The organism is Clostridiaceae bacterium (genome assembly GCA_012840395.1).
Taxonomy (GTDB): Bacteria; Bacillota; Clostridia; order Acetivibrionales; family DULL01; genus DULL01.
This window is the reverse complement of record DULL01000034.1, coordinates 42628-63288: the sequence shown is the minus strand read 5'-3', so window position 1 is coordinate 63288 and position 20661 is coordinate 42628. Positions and strand designations below refer to the sequence as shown.

16 protein-coding genes are annotated in these 20661 nt (G+C 34.5%); 1 reads left to right on the top strand and 15 read right to left on the bottom strand.

Going from position 1 to position 20661, the window contains the following annotated elements:
- Positions 1-52 precede the first annotated feature (52 nt).
- The 10 genes from spoIIE to spoVG all read right to left on the bottom strand — a co-directional run bounded on the left by spoIIE (position 53) and on the right by spoVG (position 14712).
- Positions 53-2464, bottom strand: coding sequence for a stage II sporulation protein E (gene spoIIE, locus GXX20_04485; protein HHW30920.1), 2412 nt, complete (start codon positions 2462-2464; stop codon positions 53-55).
- A 411-nt stretch (positions 2465-2875) separates the two neighbouring features.
- Positions 2876-4456, bottom strand: a complete 1581-nt coding sequence (locus tag GXX20_04480; GenBank protein ID HHW30919.1) for an anti-sigma factor domain-containing protein — start codon at positions 4454-4456, stop codon at positions 2876-2878.
- Positions 4457-4460: 4 nt separating this feature from the next.
- Positions 4461-5162, bottom strand: coding sequence for an RNA polymerase sigma-I factor (sigI, locus tag GXX20_04475; protein HHW30918.1), 702 nt, complete (start codon positions 5160-5162; stop codon positions 4461-4463).
- A 261-nt stretch (positions 5163-5423) separates the two neighbouring features.
- A complete protein-coding gene (spoVT, locus tag GXX20_04470; protein HHW30917.1) occupies positions 5424-5978 on the bottom strand; it encodes a stage V sporulation protein T in 555 nt (184 codons plus the stop codon).
- Positions 5979-6191: 213 nt separating this feature from the next.
- Positions 6192-7334 (bottom strand): hypothetical protein, encoded by a 1143-nt coding sequence (locus GXX20_04465; GenBank protein ID HHW30916.1) that lies wholly within the window; start codon positions 7332-7334, stop codon positions 6192-6194.
- Positions 7335-7437: 103 nt separating this feature from the next.
- On the bottom strand, positions 7438-10992 hold the full coding sequence (gene mfd, locus GXX20_04460) for a transcription-repair coupling factor (protein ID HHW30915.1): 3555 nt from the start codon (positions 10990-10992) through the stop codon (positions 7438-7440).
- 29 nt (positions 10993-11021) lie between these two features.
- Positions 11022-11591, bottom strand: coding sequence for an aminoacyl-tRNA hydrolase (locus tag GXX20_04455; GenBank protein ID HHW30914.1), 570 nt, complete (start codon positions 11589-11591; stop codon positions 11022-11024).
- 176 nt (positions 11592-11767) lie between these two features.
- Positions 11768-12724 carry a ribose-phosphate diphosphokinase gene (locus GXX20_04450; GenBank protein ID HHW30913.1) on the bottom strand — a complete coding sequence of 319 codons (957 nt, stop codon included), beginning with the start codon at positions 12722-12724 and terminating at the stop codon, positions 11768-11770.
- Positions 12725-12754: 30 nt separating this feature from the next.
- Positions 12755-14140, bottom strand: coding sequence for a bifunctional UDP-N-acetylglucosamine diphosphorylase/glucosamine-1-phosphate N-acetyltransferase GlmU (glmU, locus tag GXX20_04445; GenBank protein ID HHW30912.1), 1386 nt, complete (start codon positions 14138-14140; stop codon positions 12755-12757).
- 305 nt (positions 14141-14445) lie between these two features.
- Positions 14446-14712 carry a septation regulator SpoVG gene (spoVG, locus tag GXX20_04440; protein HHW30911.1) on the bottom strand — a complete coding sequence of 89 codons (267 nt, stop codon included), beginning with the start codon at positions 14710-14712 and terminating at the stop codon, positions 14446-14448.
- Positions 14713-15158: 446 nt separating this feature from the next.
- Here spoVG and murC point away from each other — a divergent pair, with 446 nt between their 5' ends.
- Complete coding sequence (gene murC, locus GXX20_04435) at positions 15159-16496, top strand: UDP-N-acetylmuramate--L-alanine ligase (protein ID HHW30910.1); 1338 nt, start codon at positions 15159-15161, stop codon at positions 16494-16496.
- 152 nt (positions 16497-16648) lie between these two features.
- On the opposite strand, the gene fabZ is transcribed toward murC, so the two are convergent.
- From fabZ to GXX20_04410, 5 genes are all read right to left on the bottom strand, one after another.
- Complete coding sequence (fabZ, locus tag GXX20_04430; protein HHW30909.1) at positions 16649-17080, bottom strand: 3-hydroxyacyl-ACP dehydratase FabZ; 432 nt, start codon at positions 17078-17080, stop codon at positions 16649-16651.
- 18 nt (positions 17081-17098) lie between these two features.
- On the bottom strand, positions 17099-17980 hold the full coding sequence (locus GXX20_04425) for a hypothetical protein (GenBank protein ID HHW30908.1): 882 nt from the start codon (positions 17978-17980) through the stop codon (positions 17099-17101).
- A 46-nt stretch (positions 17981-18026) separates the two neighbouring features.
- Positions 18027-18452 (bottom strand): hypothetical protein, encoded by a 426-nt coding sequence (locus GXX20_04420; GenBank protein HHW30907.1) that lies wholly within the window; start codon positions 18450-18452, stop codon positions 18027-18029.
- A 6-nt stretch (positions 18453-18458) separates the two neighbouring features.
- The gene (locus GXX20_04415; protein HHW30906.1) at positions 18459-18920 is read right to left on the bottom strand and encodes a hypothetical protein; all 462 of its coding nucleotides are present in this window, start codon (positions 18918-18920) and stop codon (positions 18459-18461) included.
- Between the two features lie 132 nt (positions 18921-19052).
- The gene (locus GXX20_04410) at positions 19053-20606 is read right to left on the bottom strand and encodes a HEAT repeat domain-containing protein (protein HHW30905.1); all 1554 of its coding nucleotides are present in this window, start codon (positions 20604-20606) and stop codon (positions 19053-19055) included.
- Between the last annotated feature and the right edge of the window lie 55 nt (positions 20607-20661).

Sequence of the window (20661 nt, the reverse complement as noted above, 5' to 3'; positions counted from 1 at the left end):
AGTTTGTGATAAAATATGATATACTATGCATCATTAAAAAAGTTATATTATTTCATCTGACTGCCTTTTTCCATACTTTGGCTGAAACCACCAGCATGTCATCATCAGGAGTACCCCCACTCCTGTAATATGCCTGATCAAGAATACTATCTGCAATTTCCTGTGGATTAATACTGTTTAAAGACTGAATATACCCAATCAATATGTTATCATTGTCATTATCATCATCTTTAAAAGAATCATATACCCCGTCAGTCATCATTATAAGGATATCACCATCATCCATGTTTTTATGGATTAATTCATATTCAATATTGCTTAGTATTCCAGCAGGAAGGGATGCTGACCTTACAATCTCAACTTTTGTTCCTTTCTTAATAAATGTAGGTACTGCTCCAACTTTTACAAATTCTACATTCCCGCTATAAAGGTCAATAACAGATAAATCTATAGTCGCAAAAGAATCATCTCCTGATTTCAATAACAATAGAGAATTTATCAGCCTTACAGATATATCCTTGTCAAAACCAGATTCAATAAACTGTTCAAGTAGATTCACCGTTGCCTTGCTCTGAAGATGTGCCTTATGACCTGTTCCCATTCCATCACTTAGTGCCACAAAATATTTGCCCTCGCCGTTATTCAAGAAAGCATAGTTATCTCCTGATATTGTAAAACCTGCTTTAGGTGCCCTTGCTACTGCTGTTATAACTCCAAAGGGCTCTTCCTCAACCAATTTGAGATTACAATATCCATTCTTATGATTGTATTTACAATTTTCACTTTCTTTAGCCATCCTTCTGCCTGTAATTCTCTCAACCTGCCTGATGATTGAAGTCGTGCATAACCTTTTTCCTGCACAACCTTTGTGTGATATAACTACATTGTATCTGCCTCCTTTGCTTTCAAATACATTTACAATGCAGGTCTTTACTATTCCACTATTCTTCAATCCTTTAGCAATGGCTTCTTCCAAATCCTTTTTAAAATGAATGTCTGAAGCAATTTCAGAGGATAAATTTTCAATGATTCTGGAAAGGCCAAACAATTGCTGTGATATAAGTCCCCTGCTTTCTCCAATCCTATTTTTCCATACCAGATCAACCTTAAATATTTCAAAGGTATTATTTACTGCTTCTACAAATTCCTGTATCCTTTCACACCGGTCAATAAAGTATTGTGGTATATCTTCTTCACTAATTCTTCCTTTACTGTCCAGGGCATCAATAATCTTAAAGAGAACTTGGTATGTACTGTAAAAATTTCTGTCCCAACAGTGCCTGCAAAGGCTGCAATCTTTGCATACCTTTTCTGCTACCCTGTCAAACATTGCAGATAAATCTTCCTTATCTATTGTAGTTTTTAAATCAGAGATTTCATCAAAAGTTTTTGACATTTCTCTAAAAGCGCTGGCATATTTATTGAGCTTGTCCACAGTAGCCTCCCTGATGCGCATTTCATAACCCAGACTGCCTTCATTTAATGTATATGCAGATTTAAATGGAATAACCAGATTTTCAATAAATCTAACAGGAAGTACCAGAAATAAACCTGTTGCTGCTACAAGATCTTTTAGAAAACTCAGTGCATGAGCAGATCCACTCAAATAGACTGTCAGCAGCGTGTTTCCTATCACAAAGCCAAGGCTTGAACCTACTTTGCCCATCTTATTAAACAAACCAGAAAGTAGCCCGCAAATAGCATATGAACCTATTGCCATTGGCGTAATATCTGTAGTGATAACCGTTATTAATCCGAAAACCAGTCCAACTGCTGCACCGATAACACCGCCAAATTTATAGCACATCATAAGCAAAAAAAGTATGCATATTATATTGTCCAAGGAAAAGCCCAATAATTTTATACCGCTTAATCCTGAAAATACTAATACACCTAAAATAGCAACATATATGATTTCTTCACCCTTAAATATTCTACTACTGCTAATATTTTCTATAATATCAAAGGCGTTCTTAAAGATATGATTAAGAAAAAATGCTGCTACTCCACATAATAAAGCCATTAGCAAATCATATAGCAGAAATCCCTGTGAATATATATAAATTATTTGAGGAATTAGTATACTCACAGATGCAAGAATAGAGTAAATATATCCCTTTTTAGATTTTTCCCACTTAATAAATAATGAAAAGAAGCTGAAAAGTATTATACCTGCAAGCGCAGTAAACACCTGTCTGCCTTTTCCCCCTGCAAGCATTCCTATAGAAATCATTATTGCAAGGAAAAATCTATTAATATCCTGCCTGCGTGATGAGGTAAAAAAAATAACCCCAAGTGGTAACGCTTCTGCGGCTATTGGTGTTCTTCCCATTAGAAATGCTGAAATCATTAATAATAAATCCTTTCCTGTAATCCTTAAGCTCAGACGTTTGTTTGCTTTAGAACTAACTGCGATACTCTCAAAATTTCTGTTTTTTCCGTATTCTAAAGTGTTCATTTTCATCTTTTGTACCCCCAGGCATGTATTTTACAGCGCAGTAACTATTATAAATTAATTTCCAAAAAATGTTTGTCGCTTTTAGTTACTAAATTCTGAGCACCTTATGACATAAATTTACTTTTTTTTAGTTAAAATTTATTGATAAGATTCATGGATAGAAAGAATGATAGAAAGAATGGGCGATAAAGAAAAGAATCTGCGTATTTAATACCGCAGATTCTTTTCTTTGAGCAATGTCTGGTTAGCATTTTCATTTCTCTTATATGGGGCACTATTAGCTATCGCTGTTTGACAGATATTTAGTTTTTTACTTTTCCTTTTTGTAATAAATATTCGAAATGCATCGGTAAAATATTAGGGGTATTTTTAAATTGTAATATTTTTGTAATATACCGGCATTTTTTCTTTATAATCTTATATTATTACTGTATGTAATTTTCTGTTCTTATCATTCTTATTACTATTATTACTTTTATTACTATTGTTCTTGTTGTTTTTGTTATTCTTATTGCCATTGTTTTTACTATTGCTATAATTTTCACTATAATCTTTATTGCTGTCTTTTTCAGTTTTTTCTCTGTTTTCGCTCTTTTTTATGTTTTCTTTCTTTTTCACATTTTCATTCTTATTTTTATTTTCATTCTTTTTGCTTTGGCTGTCCTCTTTATTGTTTTCCTTATAATTTTTATTTTTGTCACTGTTTTTCATATTGCTACTATTGTTTTTTATCTTATTATCTTTTTTATTTTCTTCATTATTCTTATTATTTTTCAGATTCTGATTAAATTCACTTTCCTTTATGTCGTTTCTGTTTAGAACTCCTTCATATTTTATCTCATTTTTACTGTTACCTGTCTTATTGCTATTGTTTTTGTTCTCTCTCTCATTTTTCTCTTTATCTTTTATTGTATCTTTTATATTGTTCTTATTTGTCTCCTTTTCTTTTACCTGGTCCTTAACTTTTTCACTATCTTTGTTTTTGTCCTTATCCTTGCCATTATCTTTGTTCTTATTAACATTCTTTTCTCCATTATTGCTCTTTTCTTTATTGTTATTGTTTGCTATTTCATTAGATTTCTTAATTATTTCATTTATAGGTGAATTAATAAATTCTAAAATTCTCTGTTTAAGCACCCTTTCGCTGATATTATCCTTATTTTCTTTTATTTCTTTATTTTCCACTTTGGTTTCTTTATCAGGATTTTTTCTGTCTTTCTCTCCGGAACTATTTAGCTTATCTGAATTATTCGTCTTAGCTGAATCATTTGATTTATCTGAACTTTCTGATTTTTTCGAGTTATCTGATTCGTTTAATATACCTAATACATCCTGGTTCTCTAAATTTGCCTGTTCATTCTCAAGCATTTTTTCTATCAAATTAAGTTTTGCTGTTGAGATGCCAAGTTCCTGGGCTTCTTTCCTCTTTTCCAGGGGAACCTTTTCTACTATAATTTCTACATCAGCCTCTTCTCTGGCAAGCTCCTTTGAGCTTGCAGAGCAAATCTCTTCTTCAATTTTGCCAATTCTTCTTTGGTTTTTTCCTGCCACACCAAATACGATGGCATTATTAGAACCTTCGTTTATATATCCTTCAGTCTTAGCAACCTGAAGTATTTCCTCAATACCCTTTATTAAATTCTTGTTCCTGTAATCTCTATTGGAAATCAGTTGGTTCCCTTCATCGTTAATAGCCTCAATATTTATTATTCTGTCGAAAATATTAGCCTGGATTTCAATACTTGGATTAATATCTATGCTTACATAACTGTATGGAGTGGCATAGCAGTATGCTCCCGTACTTATGCTTACCATTATTACTATCGCCGCAGCTATTTTATAAATTTTAGCAAACATACCGGCACCAGTAACCTGTGCAGGTATGTCCACTTCATATCCTACCTGGTACTTTCCGTTATTTCTGACTTTTATAAATTCACCTTTTTGGTTTAAAACAACTGCATACCTTTCTTCTACTTCCACAACTACAGCTTTCATGACCTCAATCCCGTCCTATGTCTATATAATCACTTATGTACTGATAATCCCCTGTCAAGATTATTATTAGCGCTATTAAATATTTTCGTACTCTCTCTATTTTTTTTTTGGGTATTTTTAAATTACTTTCAATTTCCATTATTGGTAGATATCTCTTCTTCTTTATCTTATCTACCAGTTCAGGAGATGATAAAATAAATCTGGCTATTTTTTCGCACATTCTGTGGGTTTTTTCCTGTTTAGGGGAAGACCTGGCCAAATCAAAAAAAGAAATCCCCCATTCAGATAATTCCTTTTTTAGTTCCTCAATTTCCAGTTTCCTGTAATAACTAATTTCGTCAATGGAATACTTTTCTATAGACATCTGAGTTGTTAGATCAATTTCTTCTCCTGAGTCATCCTTTAAATCATTCAGGTAAACAGACTTTTCATGCCTTTTCTCTTTTCTGTAATAGTCGATAAGCCTTCGTCTTATAACCGCATTTGCAAAACTCAGAAAAGCACCTTTTTCTTTGTTAAAAGATTTTATGGCCTCAACAAAAGCACTTAGTCCAATGCTTAATTCGTCATCTTCTCCAAATTTCACATACCGACCTATAGCATTTTGTGTACAAGAAGCTATAAATGGCTTATATTCCTCTACAAAGAGGTCAATGCACTCATTATCATCTTTTATTCTTTCTACTCTATCTTCTATGTACCCCAATTATAATACTTACCCCCATGAATCAATAATAGATTGCAGCAGTTAAAAAATGCTGCAATCTAAATAGATTCATATAAATAACTTAACATGATGAAAAATTTATTACTTTTTTATAATACCATAATACTTTCCATTAAAAAATAGCAGATTGCTTTTAAGTATCTGCCATTTTTTTACTATAATATATGTTATATCATATGTGATATGTCATTATTTTGTCTTTTGTATTATATCCTTAATTTATCCCTATCACCTGCCTCCTTACTGTTCTATTTGCTTGCCCAGAAAACCTGCTGCTGAACGGGCCAGTTTTTCTTCAACTTCACCCATGCTTATCTGTGGGTCAGTTGACAGTAATATTACTGCCCCTATGGGATCACCTTCGGAAACTATTGAACTTATAACTTGTGATGTATATTTGGTGCTTCCGTCTTCATCAGCAGTAATGGCAATAATTTTATCACTAGGTGATTTTGCCACAACTGTTGTCTTTTCTTCAATAATTTTCTCCAGTTCAGGGCTAAGAGGTTTCTCAAGAAAATCTTTTTTTGATGCTCCGGAAACTGCAATTATTGTATCTCTGTCTGCTATACATGTAATATGTCCACTTGTCTTATGGAGAGATTCTGCATATTGGGCTGCAAAATCACCTAATTCTCCAATAGGTGAATATTTCTTCAGTATAACTTCCCCGTCTCTGTCAGTAAATATTTCTAAAGGGTCACCTTCCCTTATTCTCAAAGTTCTTCGTATTTCTTTAGGAATCACAACTCTTCCCAGATCGTCTATTCTTCTTACTATTCCAGTTGCCTTCAATCTGAACTACCTCCTTATTGGTTAGTTTTAGTTTATAATTAGTTTTATCCGGTGTTTTTATTATTGTTTTTTTATTGGAGTTTTATGCATAATTAGAAAACTGTAACATAAATCGTAAAAATAAAGAGACTCAGCCAAAATTTCTGAGTCTCTTTAAAAACTGATATTAATATTTTACAAATAGTAACTAACTAACAATATTGAATCATATTATCACATTATTGAATCATATACCTTCTTATTAATTATTGTGGTTGATTGGAGATCCTTCTTCCACTGATCCAGCTTTTCTTGAATTTTCAACGCCTTTATAAAATTTACACCATATTCCCAGTAGTTCTTTACGCACTCAAGACTTACAGGCTGACCTTCAGCATATTTTTCTTCAAGTTTAATAATATGATATCCATAAGCTGTTTTCACCAAGTCGCTTATCTGTCCTGGCTGCAAGTTAAAAGCCGCTTCTTCAAATTCAGCCATCATTTTCCCTTTTCCAAATACATAAGCTCCTCCGTAATTAACAGATCCTGCATCTTCGGAATTTTCAGCGACCAGTTTAACAAAATCTTCTCCATTTTTAGCTTTAGCAAGAACCTCTTCAGCTTTTTTCTTTGCTTCTTCCTGCTTATCCTGAGGCAACTCATTCATGTTATCATCAACAGTTTTTATTAGTATATGCCTTGCCCATACAGCTTCTTCACCATTATATCTAAACTGGGAATCTAAAAACTCATCTGGGTACTTCTCATAATACTGGGGTATTTCGCTTTCCGTAGCCGTTATAGCATCATATTCCTTCTGGTAAAGCTTATTTCCCAGAATAAATCCTTTATAAATTTCCCTAAATTCATCCAGAGTAACACCATATGCTTCCATAAACTCATTATTTGCCTGAACTTTGCTGTTATTATTTTGAGCTATTATTTCTTTAATGCCTTTATTCAGGTTTTCAATATCAGCTTTATCAAGCGATAAATTCTGCTCCTTGGCTTTTATTACCTGAATCTTAAACTCTTTTGCGCTTTCTAGTGCTTTATTTTTAGCAACTTGTATAGCGTCTTCCCCGCCAATTTTTGTGTTCCAAAAAGTATCAGGGTCAGGATTGTCTGCCTGATTCAGCATGGCATCCTTTTGTTGTTTTAAGAAAAATCTGAATTCTGCAGTAGTAATCAACTCTCCACCTATTTTTGCAACATAACTGTTTTTATAATTTAAGTATATTGCTAACGCAGTACCTAAAACTATAAGAGCTATAATTCCAAGTGCAACAAGCTTAATAGTTTTTGGTGTCAATGGCGGACGTGATTTTTCTTTTTTTACTAAATATTTAGTATCTAATTTTTTATTTTTATCCAAGTCCATCTCTCCTAACATTTACATTGAGCGGAATATCTTATACCATGTATGATATATTGCCCTATATAATAAATGGCCTAATAATCATTATACTAAATTATCTTTATACTTCAAAGTTTTTAATATCATGTAACATAATTTTAATATTATCAAGTACTTTGCTTTTGTCAATATCTGAAATTTTGAGCAAAAAGTATGGAGAAGAACCTGCGTTAAACAAAAGTCTTCTTTTGTATTTTGACATTAAAGCGCTAATTGCTTTTATATCAATTTTCTTTCCTTCGGAAAACTGGAATAATACGCCGCCATCCTTTTCTACAATAGAAGAAAAGCCAATTTCACCTGCCAGTATCTTTATATTTGCAATAGCCAGCAGATTCCTTACCGGCTCAGGCATATCTCCATAGCGGTCTATCAGCTCATCTGCAATATCATTTAAATCATTTTCATTCCTTACAGCAGCTATCTTTTGATACATTTCAATTTTTTGAGTTTCCTGGCTGATATAGAAATCATCAATATAGGCGCTAACATTAATATCGATGTTTACCTCAATCTGCTTATCCTCAACCGGCTCTCCTTTTAATTCTTTTATTGCCTCACTAAGCAATCTGCAGTACATATCGTAACCTACCGATTCCATGTTTCCATGCTGTTCAGGTCCCAGAAGGTTTCCTACTCCCCTGATCTCCATATCTCTCATGGCTATTTTAAATCCCGAACCAAGGTCTGTAAATTCTCTTATGGCTTGCAAACGTTTCTCAGCAATTTCAGACACGATCTTGCCCTTCTTATATGTTATATATGCATAAGCAAGCCTGTTGGAGCGCCCCACCCGCCCCCTGAGCTGGTATAGCTGGGCCAGTCCCATTCTATCTGCATCTTCAACTATAATTGTATTGACATTTGGCATATCAAGGCCGGATTCAATAATGGTTGTACAAACAAGGACATCATATTCACCATTTATAAAATTGAACATAATATCTTCCAGTTGTTTTTCATCCATCTGACCGTGGGCAACGGCTATTTTGGCTTCCGGTACCAGTAGTTGAATTTCAGATGCTTTTAAATCTATAGATCTCACACGGTTATATAGATAAAAAACCTGCCCGTTCCTGCTAATCTCTCTTATTATTGCATCCCTTATTACATCCTTGTCATACTCCATTACGTAGGTCTGGACAGGATATCTTTCCTCCGGCGGATCTTCTATAACGCTTATATCCCTTATTCCAACAAGTGCCATATGCAAAGTACGGGGGATTGGTGTAGCAGTCAGAGTCAGCACATCCACATTTGGCTTCATATTTTTCAGCTTTTCCTTATGAGCGACCCCAAATCTTTGTTCTTCGTCTATTACCAGCAGTCCCAGGTCTTTGAACTGTATGTCTTTCTGTAAAAGCCTGTGAGTGCCTATAAGTACATCAATCTTTCCTGATTTTACATCCTTAAGAATACGCTTCTGCTCGGCAGTGGTACGAAATCTGCTTATTACCTCCACAGTAACGGGAAAATTGTTCATGCGTTCCTTAAAACTTACATATTGCTGCTGGGCGAGAATAGTTGTGGGTACAAGGTAGGCAACCTGCTTTCCGTCCATTACTGCTTTAAAAATAGCCCTCGCTGCTACTTCTGTCTTTCCATATCCCACATCTCCACATAAAAGTCTGTCCATTACCTTGTCTGATTCCATATCCTCTTTTATTTCAGCTATACATTTTAACTGATCCTCAGTTTCTTCATAGGGAAATAGTTCTTCAAACTGTTTTTGCCAAATATTGTCTTTTGAATAAGCGAATCCTTTTAATGCCTGTCTTTGAGCATAAAGCTTAATTAATTCTCCTGCCAGTTCCTTTAATGATTCTTTTACTCTTTTTTTTGTTTTTGACCAGTCGGAAGAGCCAAGTTTGTTTAATCTGGGAGTCTTTCCTTCAATCCCAACATATTTTTGTATAAGATCCAGTTGATTGGTGGGTATATAAAGAAAACCACCTTCCAAATATCTTATTTTTATATAATCCCTTTTAACTCCTTCTATAGTGAGCTTTTCAATTCCCACATACTGGCCGATTCCATGGGCTCTGTGCACCACATAGTCCCCGATTTTTAAATCGGTGAACAGATTTATCCTGTCTCCCTTTTTCTCTTTAGAAACTTTCTTAGGTTTTTTTCCATGCCCAAATATTGCAGAATCACTTAATAACACAAAACCAATATCAGTATATTCAAAACCTTTACTCAGACTGCCCCGTGTAACTATCACTTGTCCCGGCTGCAGCAAAAGGTTATTGTCTTCTGTATATAGGGCTTCAATACCTTCTTTTCTTAATTCCTCTGAAAGTCTTTCTCCTCTTCCCCGGGTTCCTGATAAAATAACAACTTTGGATTTTTTGTTTTTCCAGTTTATTACATCCTCAATCAGCAGATTGATATGTCCTTGATAAGTTCCAAGTAATTTTGAGGTTATATTAAAATTAATGGTATTTGTATATGAATGGCTGCCTGCTATTATGGTATACAAACATACCTGCCTGTATTTAGACATTTTTATAATTAAATCATCAAAATCAAAAAATGCCTCACAGCTTCCAGGCAGTATTTGCCCCTTCTCTAAAAAATTTTTGCACATTTCATGGTATTCCAGGGTTATATTATCAATTCTCTGCTTTAATCTTACAGGCTCGTCTACAAAAACAATAACATTATCCCCTATATACTCTATTAAGCTGGTAGGCTTGCCAATAATATATGATATATATCTATCAATACCTGGAAAGTAACGCTGGCTTTCGATTTTCTCAATATCTGCCGTGATTCTTTTCTTAAAATTATTGTCATTATTGTCATAAGATGATTCCGCTCGAATATTTTTTAAATTTTTGACCTGTCCTGTCTTATTTGATTTAATTACTCCATTTAATTCATTTTTTATCCTGCTAATAATTCCCTTAACATCATCATCACTGAAAATAGTTTCCCTTGCAGGTACTATTTTCAGGGAATCAAGCATTTCTACCGAGCGTTGTGAAACAATATCAACTCTCCTGATGGAATCTACTTCATCATCAAAAAGTTCTATGCGAACTGCATACTCACTGTTTACAGGAAATAAGTCAATTATCCCGCCTCGTACAGCAAACTCACCTTTTGCATCAACAATATCAACTCTTTCGTATCCTATTTCCACCAGCTTTTTCTTAAATAATTCAACATTCAGTTTAGAACCGATTCGGATATTTATAATGCACTCATTAAAATAATTCTTATCAATTAATTTCTGGATTACAGCCTCTGCGGATGTAACAATTATTCTGTATTTATCTTCACAAATTCTTGCCAGGGATGACAGCCTTTGATAAACAGTATCATTACTTTTAGCTTCTACATCATGGAGAGTAATCTCTCTTGGAGGAAAATAAACCACTTCATCTCCTGCAAAAAAGGAGAAGTCTTCAAATACTCTCCTTGCCTGCATCTCATTATACGCAATAAATACCGCTTTTTGTCCCAAATGGCTGGCAATACTGTAGGCCATGTGTACTTTCTGGGAGTCTGAAGGGCCAATTATACTAACAGGTACCGAATAATTTCTCAGGTTTTCCAAAACATTTCTGTACTGGCTAAGCTCATAAAGCGGCTTTATTAAAAATGTCATTATTTTATACCTTCCTTACAATAAAAATGCTATGAATTATGTTTATTCATGGCAGCATTGATACCTAAATCCATGATCATACAGGCTGCCTGAGCCGCTCTTAGGATGCTGCTGTCTATAAGCTCTCTCTCTTCCTTAGGGAATTTCCCTAATACATAGTCTGCCATATCCCATCCTTCCGGTGGCTGGCCTATACCAATTCTTATTCTCGGAAAATCATCTCTCTGAAGATTATATATAACCGATTTCATACCATTATGAGTACCTGCACTCCCTCCCGGGCGAATCCTTATTTTCCCAAGAGGAATATCCACATCATCATATATCAATATTAAATTGCTCATATCTATCTTGTACCATTCCACCATATCCCTGACACTTTCACCGCTCAGGTTCATATACGTCTGAGGTTTTGCAAGCACTACCTTATGGCCTTCAATTGTCCCTTCACCTATATAAGCTTTATGTTTTAAGCGGGACACCTTAATGTTATTTTTAGCAGCTATGTAGTCAATTGTGTCAAATCCTACATTATGTCTTGTATTTATATATTTTAAGCCTGGATTACCTAATCCTATTATTAAAAATAATTCATCCATCATATAATTCTCCAATATTTCTCAAATTATTTATATTTATTATTTTAACCAAAAATTATCCAGGAAAATACAAATAGCCCAAAAAGCCTCCCTTCACAAATGGAAGGGGGCACTAATTGGGTTGTAGTTAAATGCATATTTTTTAGAATTTATAATATATCAATATATCTGCAATATTACCGATCAAATAATGTACTTATAGACATATCACCGTATATTCTTTCAATGGCTTCAGCAAAAAGTCCGGCAACAGAAAGAGATATTACCTTGTCTATCTTCTTCTCCTCAGTTAAAGGAATTGTATTTAATACAATCAGCTCTTTAATGCGTGAATTCTTCATTCTTTCTATGGCAGGGCCTGAAAGTACTCCATGAGTACAGCAGGCATATGCTTCTTTTGCTCCCAGATCTAAAAGAACATCAATTGCTTTAGTAATGGTGCCAGCAGTATCTATCAGGTCATCTACCAGCACCACTTTCTTTCCTTCTACATCTCCAATAACATTCATTACTTCACATTCGTTCGCTTTCGGCCTTCTCTTATCAATTATCGCAATTGGAGCGTCAAGCAGTTCCGCTAACTTTCTGGCTCTTGTAACACCTCCAACATCGGGTGAAACAACACAAAGATCATCCGAATTCTGGAATTTTTCTTTTAAGTAATCTGCTATTATTGTCAAACCTATCAAGTGATCAACAGGAATATCAAAGAATCCTTGAATCTGAGGTACATGCAAATCCATTGTGAGCACACGGTCTGCTCCTGCTGTTGTAATAAGGTTTGCAACTAATTTTGCAGTAATAGGATCTCTTGCCTTGGCTTTTCTGTCCTGCCTTGCGTATCCAAAATACGGAATAACCGCTGTAATCCTTCCTGCCGAAGCCCTTTTGAGAGCATCTATCATGATTAACAGTTCAATAAGATTATCATTCACTGGTGTACAAGTTGACTGAATTATGAATACGTCTGAACCTCTTACAACTTCACCAATATTTACTTGAGTTTCTCCATCGCTGAATTTTCCTACAGTTGCAATCCCCAAAGGCAACCCGATCTTTTCAGCTATTTCTTGCGCTAGCGGTCTATTAGAATTACCTGCAAAAATCTTAATGTCTTTACCATGAAAATTCATTTCAATTCCCCTCTGTTTATTTTGTATACTTTACTTTTTTTCCTTTCTTATCATATCTTTTTTAATTACCCAGCCTTCCTTAACAACCTGCCTCTCTCTGGCAATTGCTAGTGAGTATTCCGGTACATCATTAGTTATTGTAGAACCTGCCGCAATATATCCATTTTCTCCAACCGTAACCGGCGCTACCAAATTGGAGTTGCTTCCCACAAATGCATTGTTTCCTACAATTGTTTTATGTTTTTTCTTTCCATCATAATTCACAAATACTACTCCACAACCTATGTTAACATTCCTGCCAACTTCTGCGTCTCCTACATAAGCAAGATGAGAAGCTTTTGTGCCGGCTCCTAAAGTACACTTCTTTGTTTCAACGAAAGCACCGACTTTTGCATGCTCCCCTACACAGGTTTGAGGTCTTAAATGAGCGAATGGCCCTATCTTTGCATCATCTCCGATTGTACTTTCCGCTACAATTGAAGCTGTTATTTCTACATTATTCCCCACTGTTGCATCAATAAGTCTGCTATTCGGTCCGATTATACAATCCTCTCCAACAACAGTGTTTCCTTCAATGATGGTCCCAGGGTAAATTACTGTATCAATTCCTATTTTCACCCCCTGATCAATATATGTCGTATCAGGATCTATTATCGTAACACCTTCTCTCATGAAATTTTGCAGTATTCTTTTTCTTAAAACATTTGAAGCTTCATAGAGCTGTACTCTGTCGTTGATTCCCAGAATTTCCTCAGAATCAGCTATTTTTAATGCTCCTACTTTAAGTCCCATACTTAACATTATTTCAATGGCATCAGTCAGGTAATACTCCCCTTGACTATTGTTGCTTGTTATTTTATCTAAAGTTTGAATTAAATCATTTATATTAAAGCAGTAAATTCCGGAATTAATTTCTTTTATAGATCTTTCTTGTTCGGTAGCATCTTTATATTCAACTATTTTAACTACTTCTCCGTTTAAGTCCCTTATAATACGTCCATATTGAGCAGGGTCATCCATCTCGGCAGTAACAATTGTAGCAGAAAAACTATTAACCTTATGATAATCTATAGTATCTGCTATTGTTTTTGATGTAATCAACGGAGTGTCACCACATAAGACAATAAGATACCCTTCTTTGCCTTCAAAAAAATTTCTGGCTTGCATAAGTGCATGCCCGGTCCCCAGTTGCTCTTCCTGCATTGCGTACTTAACCCTTGTTCCCATACACTCTTTTACCTGGTCTGCTTTAAATCCAACTACAACTATATTTTCATTTATACCTGCACCACACGCTGCATCATAAATCCATTCAATAATTGCTTTCCCAAGTATTTTATGAACAACTTTGGATTTTTTCGATTTCATTCTTTTTCCTTCGCCTGCAGCAAGAATAACTCCTATGACATCTTTCATATAATACTCCCCCCTAAATTCAATTATATCTTCTCATGTTTCTATATTATTTTCAACCGTAATAATAAGAAAAGTTGCACAATATTACTTGTGCAACTAAATTAACGTATAATGTAAATAATACAATTAATTTATAGCATTCATATATAAATACATATTTAACTTTTAATTTCATAAATATACTATCCGAAGCCTCAATCATAAGCAAGTTTGTCCAGTTGTCACATGGATTATTAAAGTTAATATGTACGCTTCGCTTATTCAAAAAAAATACTATTTAATTAAATAGTATTGTAAAACAAAATTTATTCTTCTATAACAGTCATTGATTCATATTTATTTAAGATAGCTGTCTGAATTTTTTCTCTAGTGACTGCATTTATCGGGTGTGCAATATCTTTGAATTCTCCATCGGGTGTTTTTCTGCTTGGCATAGCTATGAAAAGACCATTTTGGCTTTCTATTACTTTAATATCATGAACTACAAATTCATTATCAAATGTAACAGAAACAACCGCTTTCATTTTTCCCTCTACATCGATTTTCCTAATGCGGACATCAGTAATTTCCATAGATGCTACCACCTTCCGTAATTATAATGTTATTATTATATTCGATGAAGATTTTTATTTTCCTTCTTTTTTTTTTGAAATTTCCAAATATTTTATTTAAAATTTTATTATTTATTAAAAATAGATTATATGGCTACATGACCATTGTTAATATTTTTTCTAAAAATATCATATAATATCTACGGTAAGTATAATTAAAAATTACCAAACACGTTAAGTTTTACTTTTAAAAAAAAATATTGTATCATTTATTTATTGGAAATAAAGATAATAGTTTTTATATATTGTCAATAATAAATAGTGGAATTTATATAACAGACATTTAAGTTTGCTGTCAATAGAAGAATACCAGAGGAGTGTTTGTTTTGCCTGAAAATACAGAATTTTATTTTTTAGATTGTCCTGAAATCAAATATATCCATCTTATAGGTATTGATGGAATCAGCATGAGTGGCCTGGCTGAAATTTTGATAAGTTTAGGATACAAGGTATCAGGTTCCGATGTGAAAACATCGAACAAAACATTAAAACTGGAAAAAATGGGTGCAAAAATTATTCCCTACCATAGTGAAGAAAATATTGATAATCAGGATCTGGTTGTTTATACTGCCGCAATTAACCATAATAATCCTGAATTGCAAAAGGCAAGAAAATTAAATATACCTACCATTGACAGGGCAACTTTATTAGGCATGATTATGAAAAAATATAATTACCGTATTACAGTTTCAGGTACTCACGGTAAAACAACAACTACTTCCATGATTTCTACAATAATGATGGAATCCGGTCTTGACCCAACCGTACATATAGGTGCAGAGCTGGAATCAATAGGTGGAACCACAAGGCTTGGAAGTAACAATTACATGGTGGCAGAAGCCTGTGAATACCAGGGAAGCTTTCTGAAATTTCATCCGAATATGGCTGTAATATTGAATATTGAATATGACCATGCTGATTATTTCAAAAATATAGAACATGTAAAAGAATATTTCCTTAAATTTTCCAACCGTATCCCTCAAGATGGTTATATTGTTGCCTGTGTTGATGATCCAAATGTTTCCTGGTTGCTTGACAAATTATCCTGCAATAAAATCACATTCGGAATTAAATCTGAAAATGCTTTGTGGAGTGCTACTAATATTAAGTTTGACAGTGATGGAACAACTACATATACACTCCTGAAAAATAAAAAAGAAATTACCGGAATCAAACTGCAAGTCACAGGTATGCACAATGTAAGTAATTCTTTAGGAGCTATAGCTGCATGTAATGCTCTGGGTTGCAGCATTGCTTCAATAAAATCTGCATTACTTAAATTTACAGGAGTTCATCAGCGATTTGAGTTAAAAGGGGTAATAAATAATATTAGGGTATTTGATGATTATGCCCATCATCCTTCTGAAATTAAAGCTACTCTAAAGAGCGCTAAGAATTGCAATCCTTCTAAAATCTGGTGTGTTTTTCAGCCCCATACCTATTCAAGGGCAAAGTATCTTCTGGATGAATTTGCGACTTCTTTTTCAGATGCTGATGTAGTAATTATTTCCGATATTTATGCAGCAAGAGAACTGGATACTGGTGAAATCCATTCCAGTATGCTGGTAAAAAAAATAAACTCTTACGGTGAAAAAGCCATATATATTTCAGATTTTACAGAGATAGCAAAATATCTTCATGAAAATGCTTCTCCTGGTGATATTGTGGTTACAATGGGTGCAGGCAACATCAGCAAGGTTGGAGAAATTTTTTTACAAAGCGAAGGTATTAAAGCAGTCAGTTAAAGTTAATAGAACTTGGAAATTGCGCGGACGGTGTCTTGTTAACCTATGGTCAACAGAACACCGTCCCTTTTTCCTCCTTTTTAATATATCAATATTAATTGTATCTATATATTCAGCTTTTTGGGCTCTAAATGCAGTTTTAGGGAATATACTTATTTCTCTGTACTTATCAATGCAAACTTAATTTCTCCTTCTGCAGCAACTTGATCCTCAACTGTAGCTTTTACCTTAACCTTACCCATACCCATCTTAAAGACTAAAAACTCAGCTTCAAGTTTAAGTGTATCTCCAGGTACAACCTGCCTTCTGAATTTCATGGACTCAATACCTGTAAACACACCAAGCTTACCTCTGTTTTCCTCGAGCATGAGCCCTGCTACACAGGCTGTTTGTGCCAATGCTTCTACAATAAGCACCCCGGGCATTATGGGATTTCCAGGAAAGTGGCCCTGAAAGAAAGGTTCGTTAATTGTAACGTTCTTTATTCCTACCGCTCTTTTTCCAGGTTCAATTTCAATTATCTTGTCCACCAGCAGGAAAGGATATCTGTGAGGTATTATGCTCTGAATATCAATATTTTTCATGGCCAAAACCCCTTTAAGTTATTTTTTTACATTTACTTTAATATGCTGACTCCAAACTTTTCTGCCCATTTCATCTATTCCTTCAACTCTTATACTGCGATTGAGGGGATGGATTTTATGAACAGCTTCAGTCAAGCTTTTTCCATCCTCAGCCAAATAATTTGTTCCTGTCCAGGATGAATCAGGATGAAAAATAATCTTTTTAAGTGGAGAAGTCTCAATACGAATATAGTCTTCCTCAACTTCAATCTGATATATTTTTGGCCCCTGGGAACTATAGAAATTTCCTTTTCTGATATTGTCTATTAAAGCCTCAGCAGTAAACTCAGGACTGTTAACCATAATAAATCCTTTAAACAGTTCATAAGAATACCTGTGAGTATCATCGGTGGCAAATATTTTTGGTGTCAAGCCTTTTATGGAAATTGCGTCAATATAACTGGAACCATCTCCTGTATCCCTTTCTACATCACATACAGAATTATATATTTCTATGCCATCGTAATCTTTTAAAGCAATTAATTCTTCAGTAGACATATAGGACCAGTGGGGATGGGCTATTATTGATATTCCGCCTTGTTTTCTGATATCATCTATTGCATACTGTCTGGTGGATACTTCACCTTTAATTAGCGCTTTTTCAATACCAACAGCAACTATATGGCATGTGGATCTTTTTTCGCTGTCAAGAAAATCATATTCACAACCTTTTAATACTATAAAATCTTCTCTGGACGGTATTTCTGTTATCTTCCAATGATCTGTTATGGCAATAAAATCATAACCATTATTTTTATATAATTCTACACATTCTTCAGAAGAAACCTTTCCGTCAGAAGCTGTTGTATGAATGTGCAATCCTCCTCTGTACCATTTAAACTTATCATTGTAAAGCTTCATTAACTTTTGTCCTCCTTATTAATGTTTGTAAATGAAAAACTTTTGTTTACTTCCTTCTGACCTTAATTGTACATTTAGCCTTATCACATTCTGATAAATCAATATGATATTCATAACCTAAAGGCTCTAATGATTTGCGGTAATAATCGCAGTGCTCACAGTATGCATGATAAGGCTTAATATGAGTAAATTCCAGTAATCTTCCTTTTGAAGGACAATGATGCATATAAAGATTAAACTCACCGGCTTCTTCATCCAACTCAAGTGTAAAATCTGCGGCCTCCTCATTGAGAGTACGGGTCCAATATAGCCAACATCCCTTTATGCTATGTTCTTCAACGAGTTTTTTTAAAGGTTTGGGGCCATCAAAACAGTAATCCCAATATTCTTTAACTGCTTCCTTTCCACCTAATTCTTCAAGGAAATTAAACAATTCACTATATGCAGGTATAAATTCTGTACATGAAATCATTATGCACTACCTCCTGTAAAAGCGCTGCGTTCCGCCGCCAGTTTCTTGATTATACTCAATTAGTTCAAAAGCGTAAGGTGTTCCTTCGCAAATTGTTTCATTCACTGTTTTGGTAGTTTCATAAAAAAGGTCTGCCACCTTAGCATTGTTTTTCCTGATATACTCAACAGCCGGACATATATCAACAGAAATTGTCAATTCATCATCTTTTAAAGTAATATTCGCATTTGACCGTTCTACCTTATATATATGTTCAAAATGCTCCTTCAAAGCAACTAGACCCCTTGTTTTTAAGGCTTCAGTCAGCGGAGCATAGAAATTTTTCGCAAATCTTTTCAGATATTCTCTTACTGCATGTTCACCATACTTCTTATGCAGATAATCAATACCGGTATTCATTGCTAAATGGAAATCCTTATGCAGATATTCATTATCTGATGCTTTGCGAGTCATTATTTCTTTTGGCATAAAATCCCCCTTTTTTTACAATAATTCCTTAAACGAAAACTTTAAATATATATTATAAATAATATACTCCGGTATAAATTTTGTAAATATAGATACTCCCTTAAAAAATCAGTTATTTTATCTCAAAAAATATCATGATTCCTGGGCTGAACCCCACTTGAGTGTGCCTACTGTACTTTCCTTCTGTTCCACTTCAAAGCCGTTATCTTCAGCCCATTTGTAAGCAGCATCCGCAAGTATTTTATTGCCGCAGTTCATAAAATCTTCAGCCATTACCTCGTCGCCGTATTTTTCCAGAGCCTTTACCATAATTTCATCTGAACCCGGGACTCCCATAAGTATATAGAATGGATAAGCCCATGAAGCCATCTCAATATCTTCTTCACTTATGTCATCATCTATTTCACTCACAAGCCTTTTGACTAACGGCAGATGACTTAATTTGCATAAGGTTGCGGCAGACAGCCAGCGTATAGAATAGTCCTCCTCTTTCAAAGCAAAAATCAAGCTGTTTACAGCCGGTTCACCAATTTCTATTAACTTCTTTGCAGCTCCAACTTTTACATCTTTATCAGGAATTTTGAAGGATGCTATTAACGCGCCGATTCCTGCATCACCTAGCCTTGAAAAAGCTTCAAAGATTTCTTCATGTAAATGTGTATCCTTTTCTAAAATAACATTAAATAAAGGTTTTATTGCCTCTGAATTGCCTAAGTCTGCAAAAAGCTTTATAGCCCTTACTTTAATATCTTCATCTTCAATTTTCAGCAATGGAAATAACTCAGATATGTATTCTTTGCCAAAAACAGAAAGTGCTTCAAAAGATACATCCCTTATTCCGGAATCTTTATTATCTTGTAGTGACTTTATTAAAGGGTCTATTGCCCTCCTGTCTCCAATTTTACCTAATGCAAAAATTGCACATTTCTTTGCCTCTGTGCTTCCGTCTGAAAGTACTTTTATCAATGGTTCCACCGAAGATTCTCCAATACGTATCAGAATTCCCGCAGGAGAATTCTCAGATACATCATATTCTTTCATAGCCGAAATAAGCGGATTAACAGATAATTCACCTGCTCCGCATAGAATATCTCCTATTTTCCCGGCCATGGCCTCATCTTTTTCTTTGGTCAAAACTGAGACCAGAAACTCAATAGACTGAGTCCCCCCTTCCTCAGCTAACGTTTTTGCGGCTGCCGCCCTTACATCTATATCTCTTTTAGGATTACTGACCACCTCACGTAAAAACTCATCAACCCGGGGGTCTTCAATTTCAGCCAATATTTTAACGGCAGCTAATCCTACAGCTGGTTTACTGTTCTTTACCGCATCCATTAAAGGTCCCACTGCACGTTTTCCGGCCTTTACAAGTTCAGTTTCAGCCTTTTTTGCCTTTTCAATATCTCCGCTTCCAAGTGCATTAATATGCCTGTTAATGCTGCCAGGTTTAACAAAAATTAATAATGATATGATGAGAAGTACTAAAACTGAAATTACCACAGCAGCAATTTTGTTTTCTTTAATTTTATGTATCAGTTCCTTAAAATTAAAAAAAGACTTTACTTTTTGGGGAGAAAAAATACTTTTTAAATTTTCCAGAGTAAAAAAACTTTTTAATTTCCCTGACAACCTGGTATGTAATGGAATGGCACCGTTTTTAGATTCTTCAGTCTTCATAATAAACAAAATGCGGTCTGTCTGAATACAAACCGCATCTTCCCCTCCTTTTTTATTGGTTAGA

Bases quoted from the DNA above. Each gene is read 5' to 3' on its own strand.
- spoVG (HHW30911.1), bottom strand. From the start codon at position 14,712: ATGGAAATTACTGATGTCCGCATTAGGAAAATCGATGTAGAGGGAAAA.
- GXX20_04420 (HHW30907.1), bottom strand. From the start codon at position 18,452: ATGATTTCATGTACAGAATTTATACCTGCATATAGTGAATTGTTTAAT.
- fabZ (HHW30909.1), bottom strand. From the start codon at position 17,080: ATGAAAAATATTGATATTCAGAGCATAATACCTCACAGATATCCTTTC.
- mfd (HHW30915.1), bottom strand. From the start codon at position 10,992: ATGACATTTTTAATAAAGCCGCTTTATGAGCTTAGCCAGTACAGAAAT.
- glmU (HHW30912.1), bottom strand. From the start codon at position 14,140: ATGAAAGATGTCATAGGAGTTATTCTTGCTGCAGGCGAAGGAAAAAGA.
- murC (HHW30910.1), top strand. From the start codon at position 15,159: ATGAGTGGCCTGGCTGAAATTTTGATAAGTTTAGGATACAAGGTATCA.
- spoIIE (HHW30920.1), bottom strand. From the start codon at position 2,464: ATGAAAATGAACACTTTAGAATACGGAAAAAACAGAAATTTTGAGAGT.
- GXX20_04415 (HHW30906.1), bottom strand. From the start codon at position 18,920: ATGCCAAAAGAAATAATGACTCGCAAAGCATCAGATAATGAATATCTG.
- GXX20_04480 (HHW30919.1), bottom strand. From the start codon at position 4,456: ATGAAAGCTGTAGTTGTGGAAGTAGAAGAAAGGTATGCAGTTGTTTTA.
- GXX20_04455 (HHW30914.1), bottom strand. From the start codon at position 11,591: ATGGATGAATTATTTTTAATAATAGGATTAGGTAATCCAGGCTTAAAA.
- GXX20_04425 (HHW30908.1), bottom strand. From the start codon at position 17,980: ATGAAGCTTTACAATGATAAGTTTAAATGGTACAGAGGAGGATTGCAC.
- GXX20_04450 (HHW30913.1), bottom strand. From the start codon at position 12,724: ATGAATTTTCATGGTAAAGACATTAAGATTTTTGCAGGTAATTCTAAT.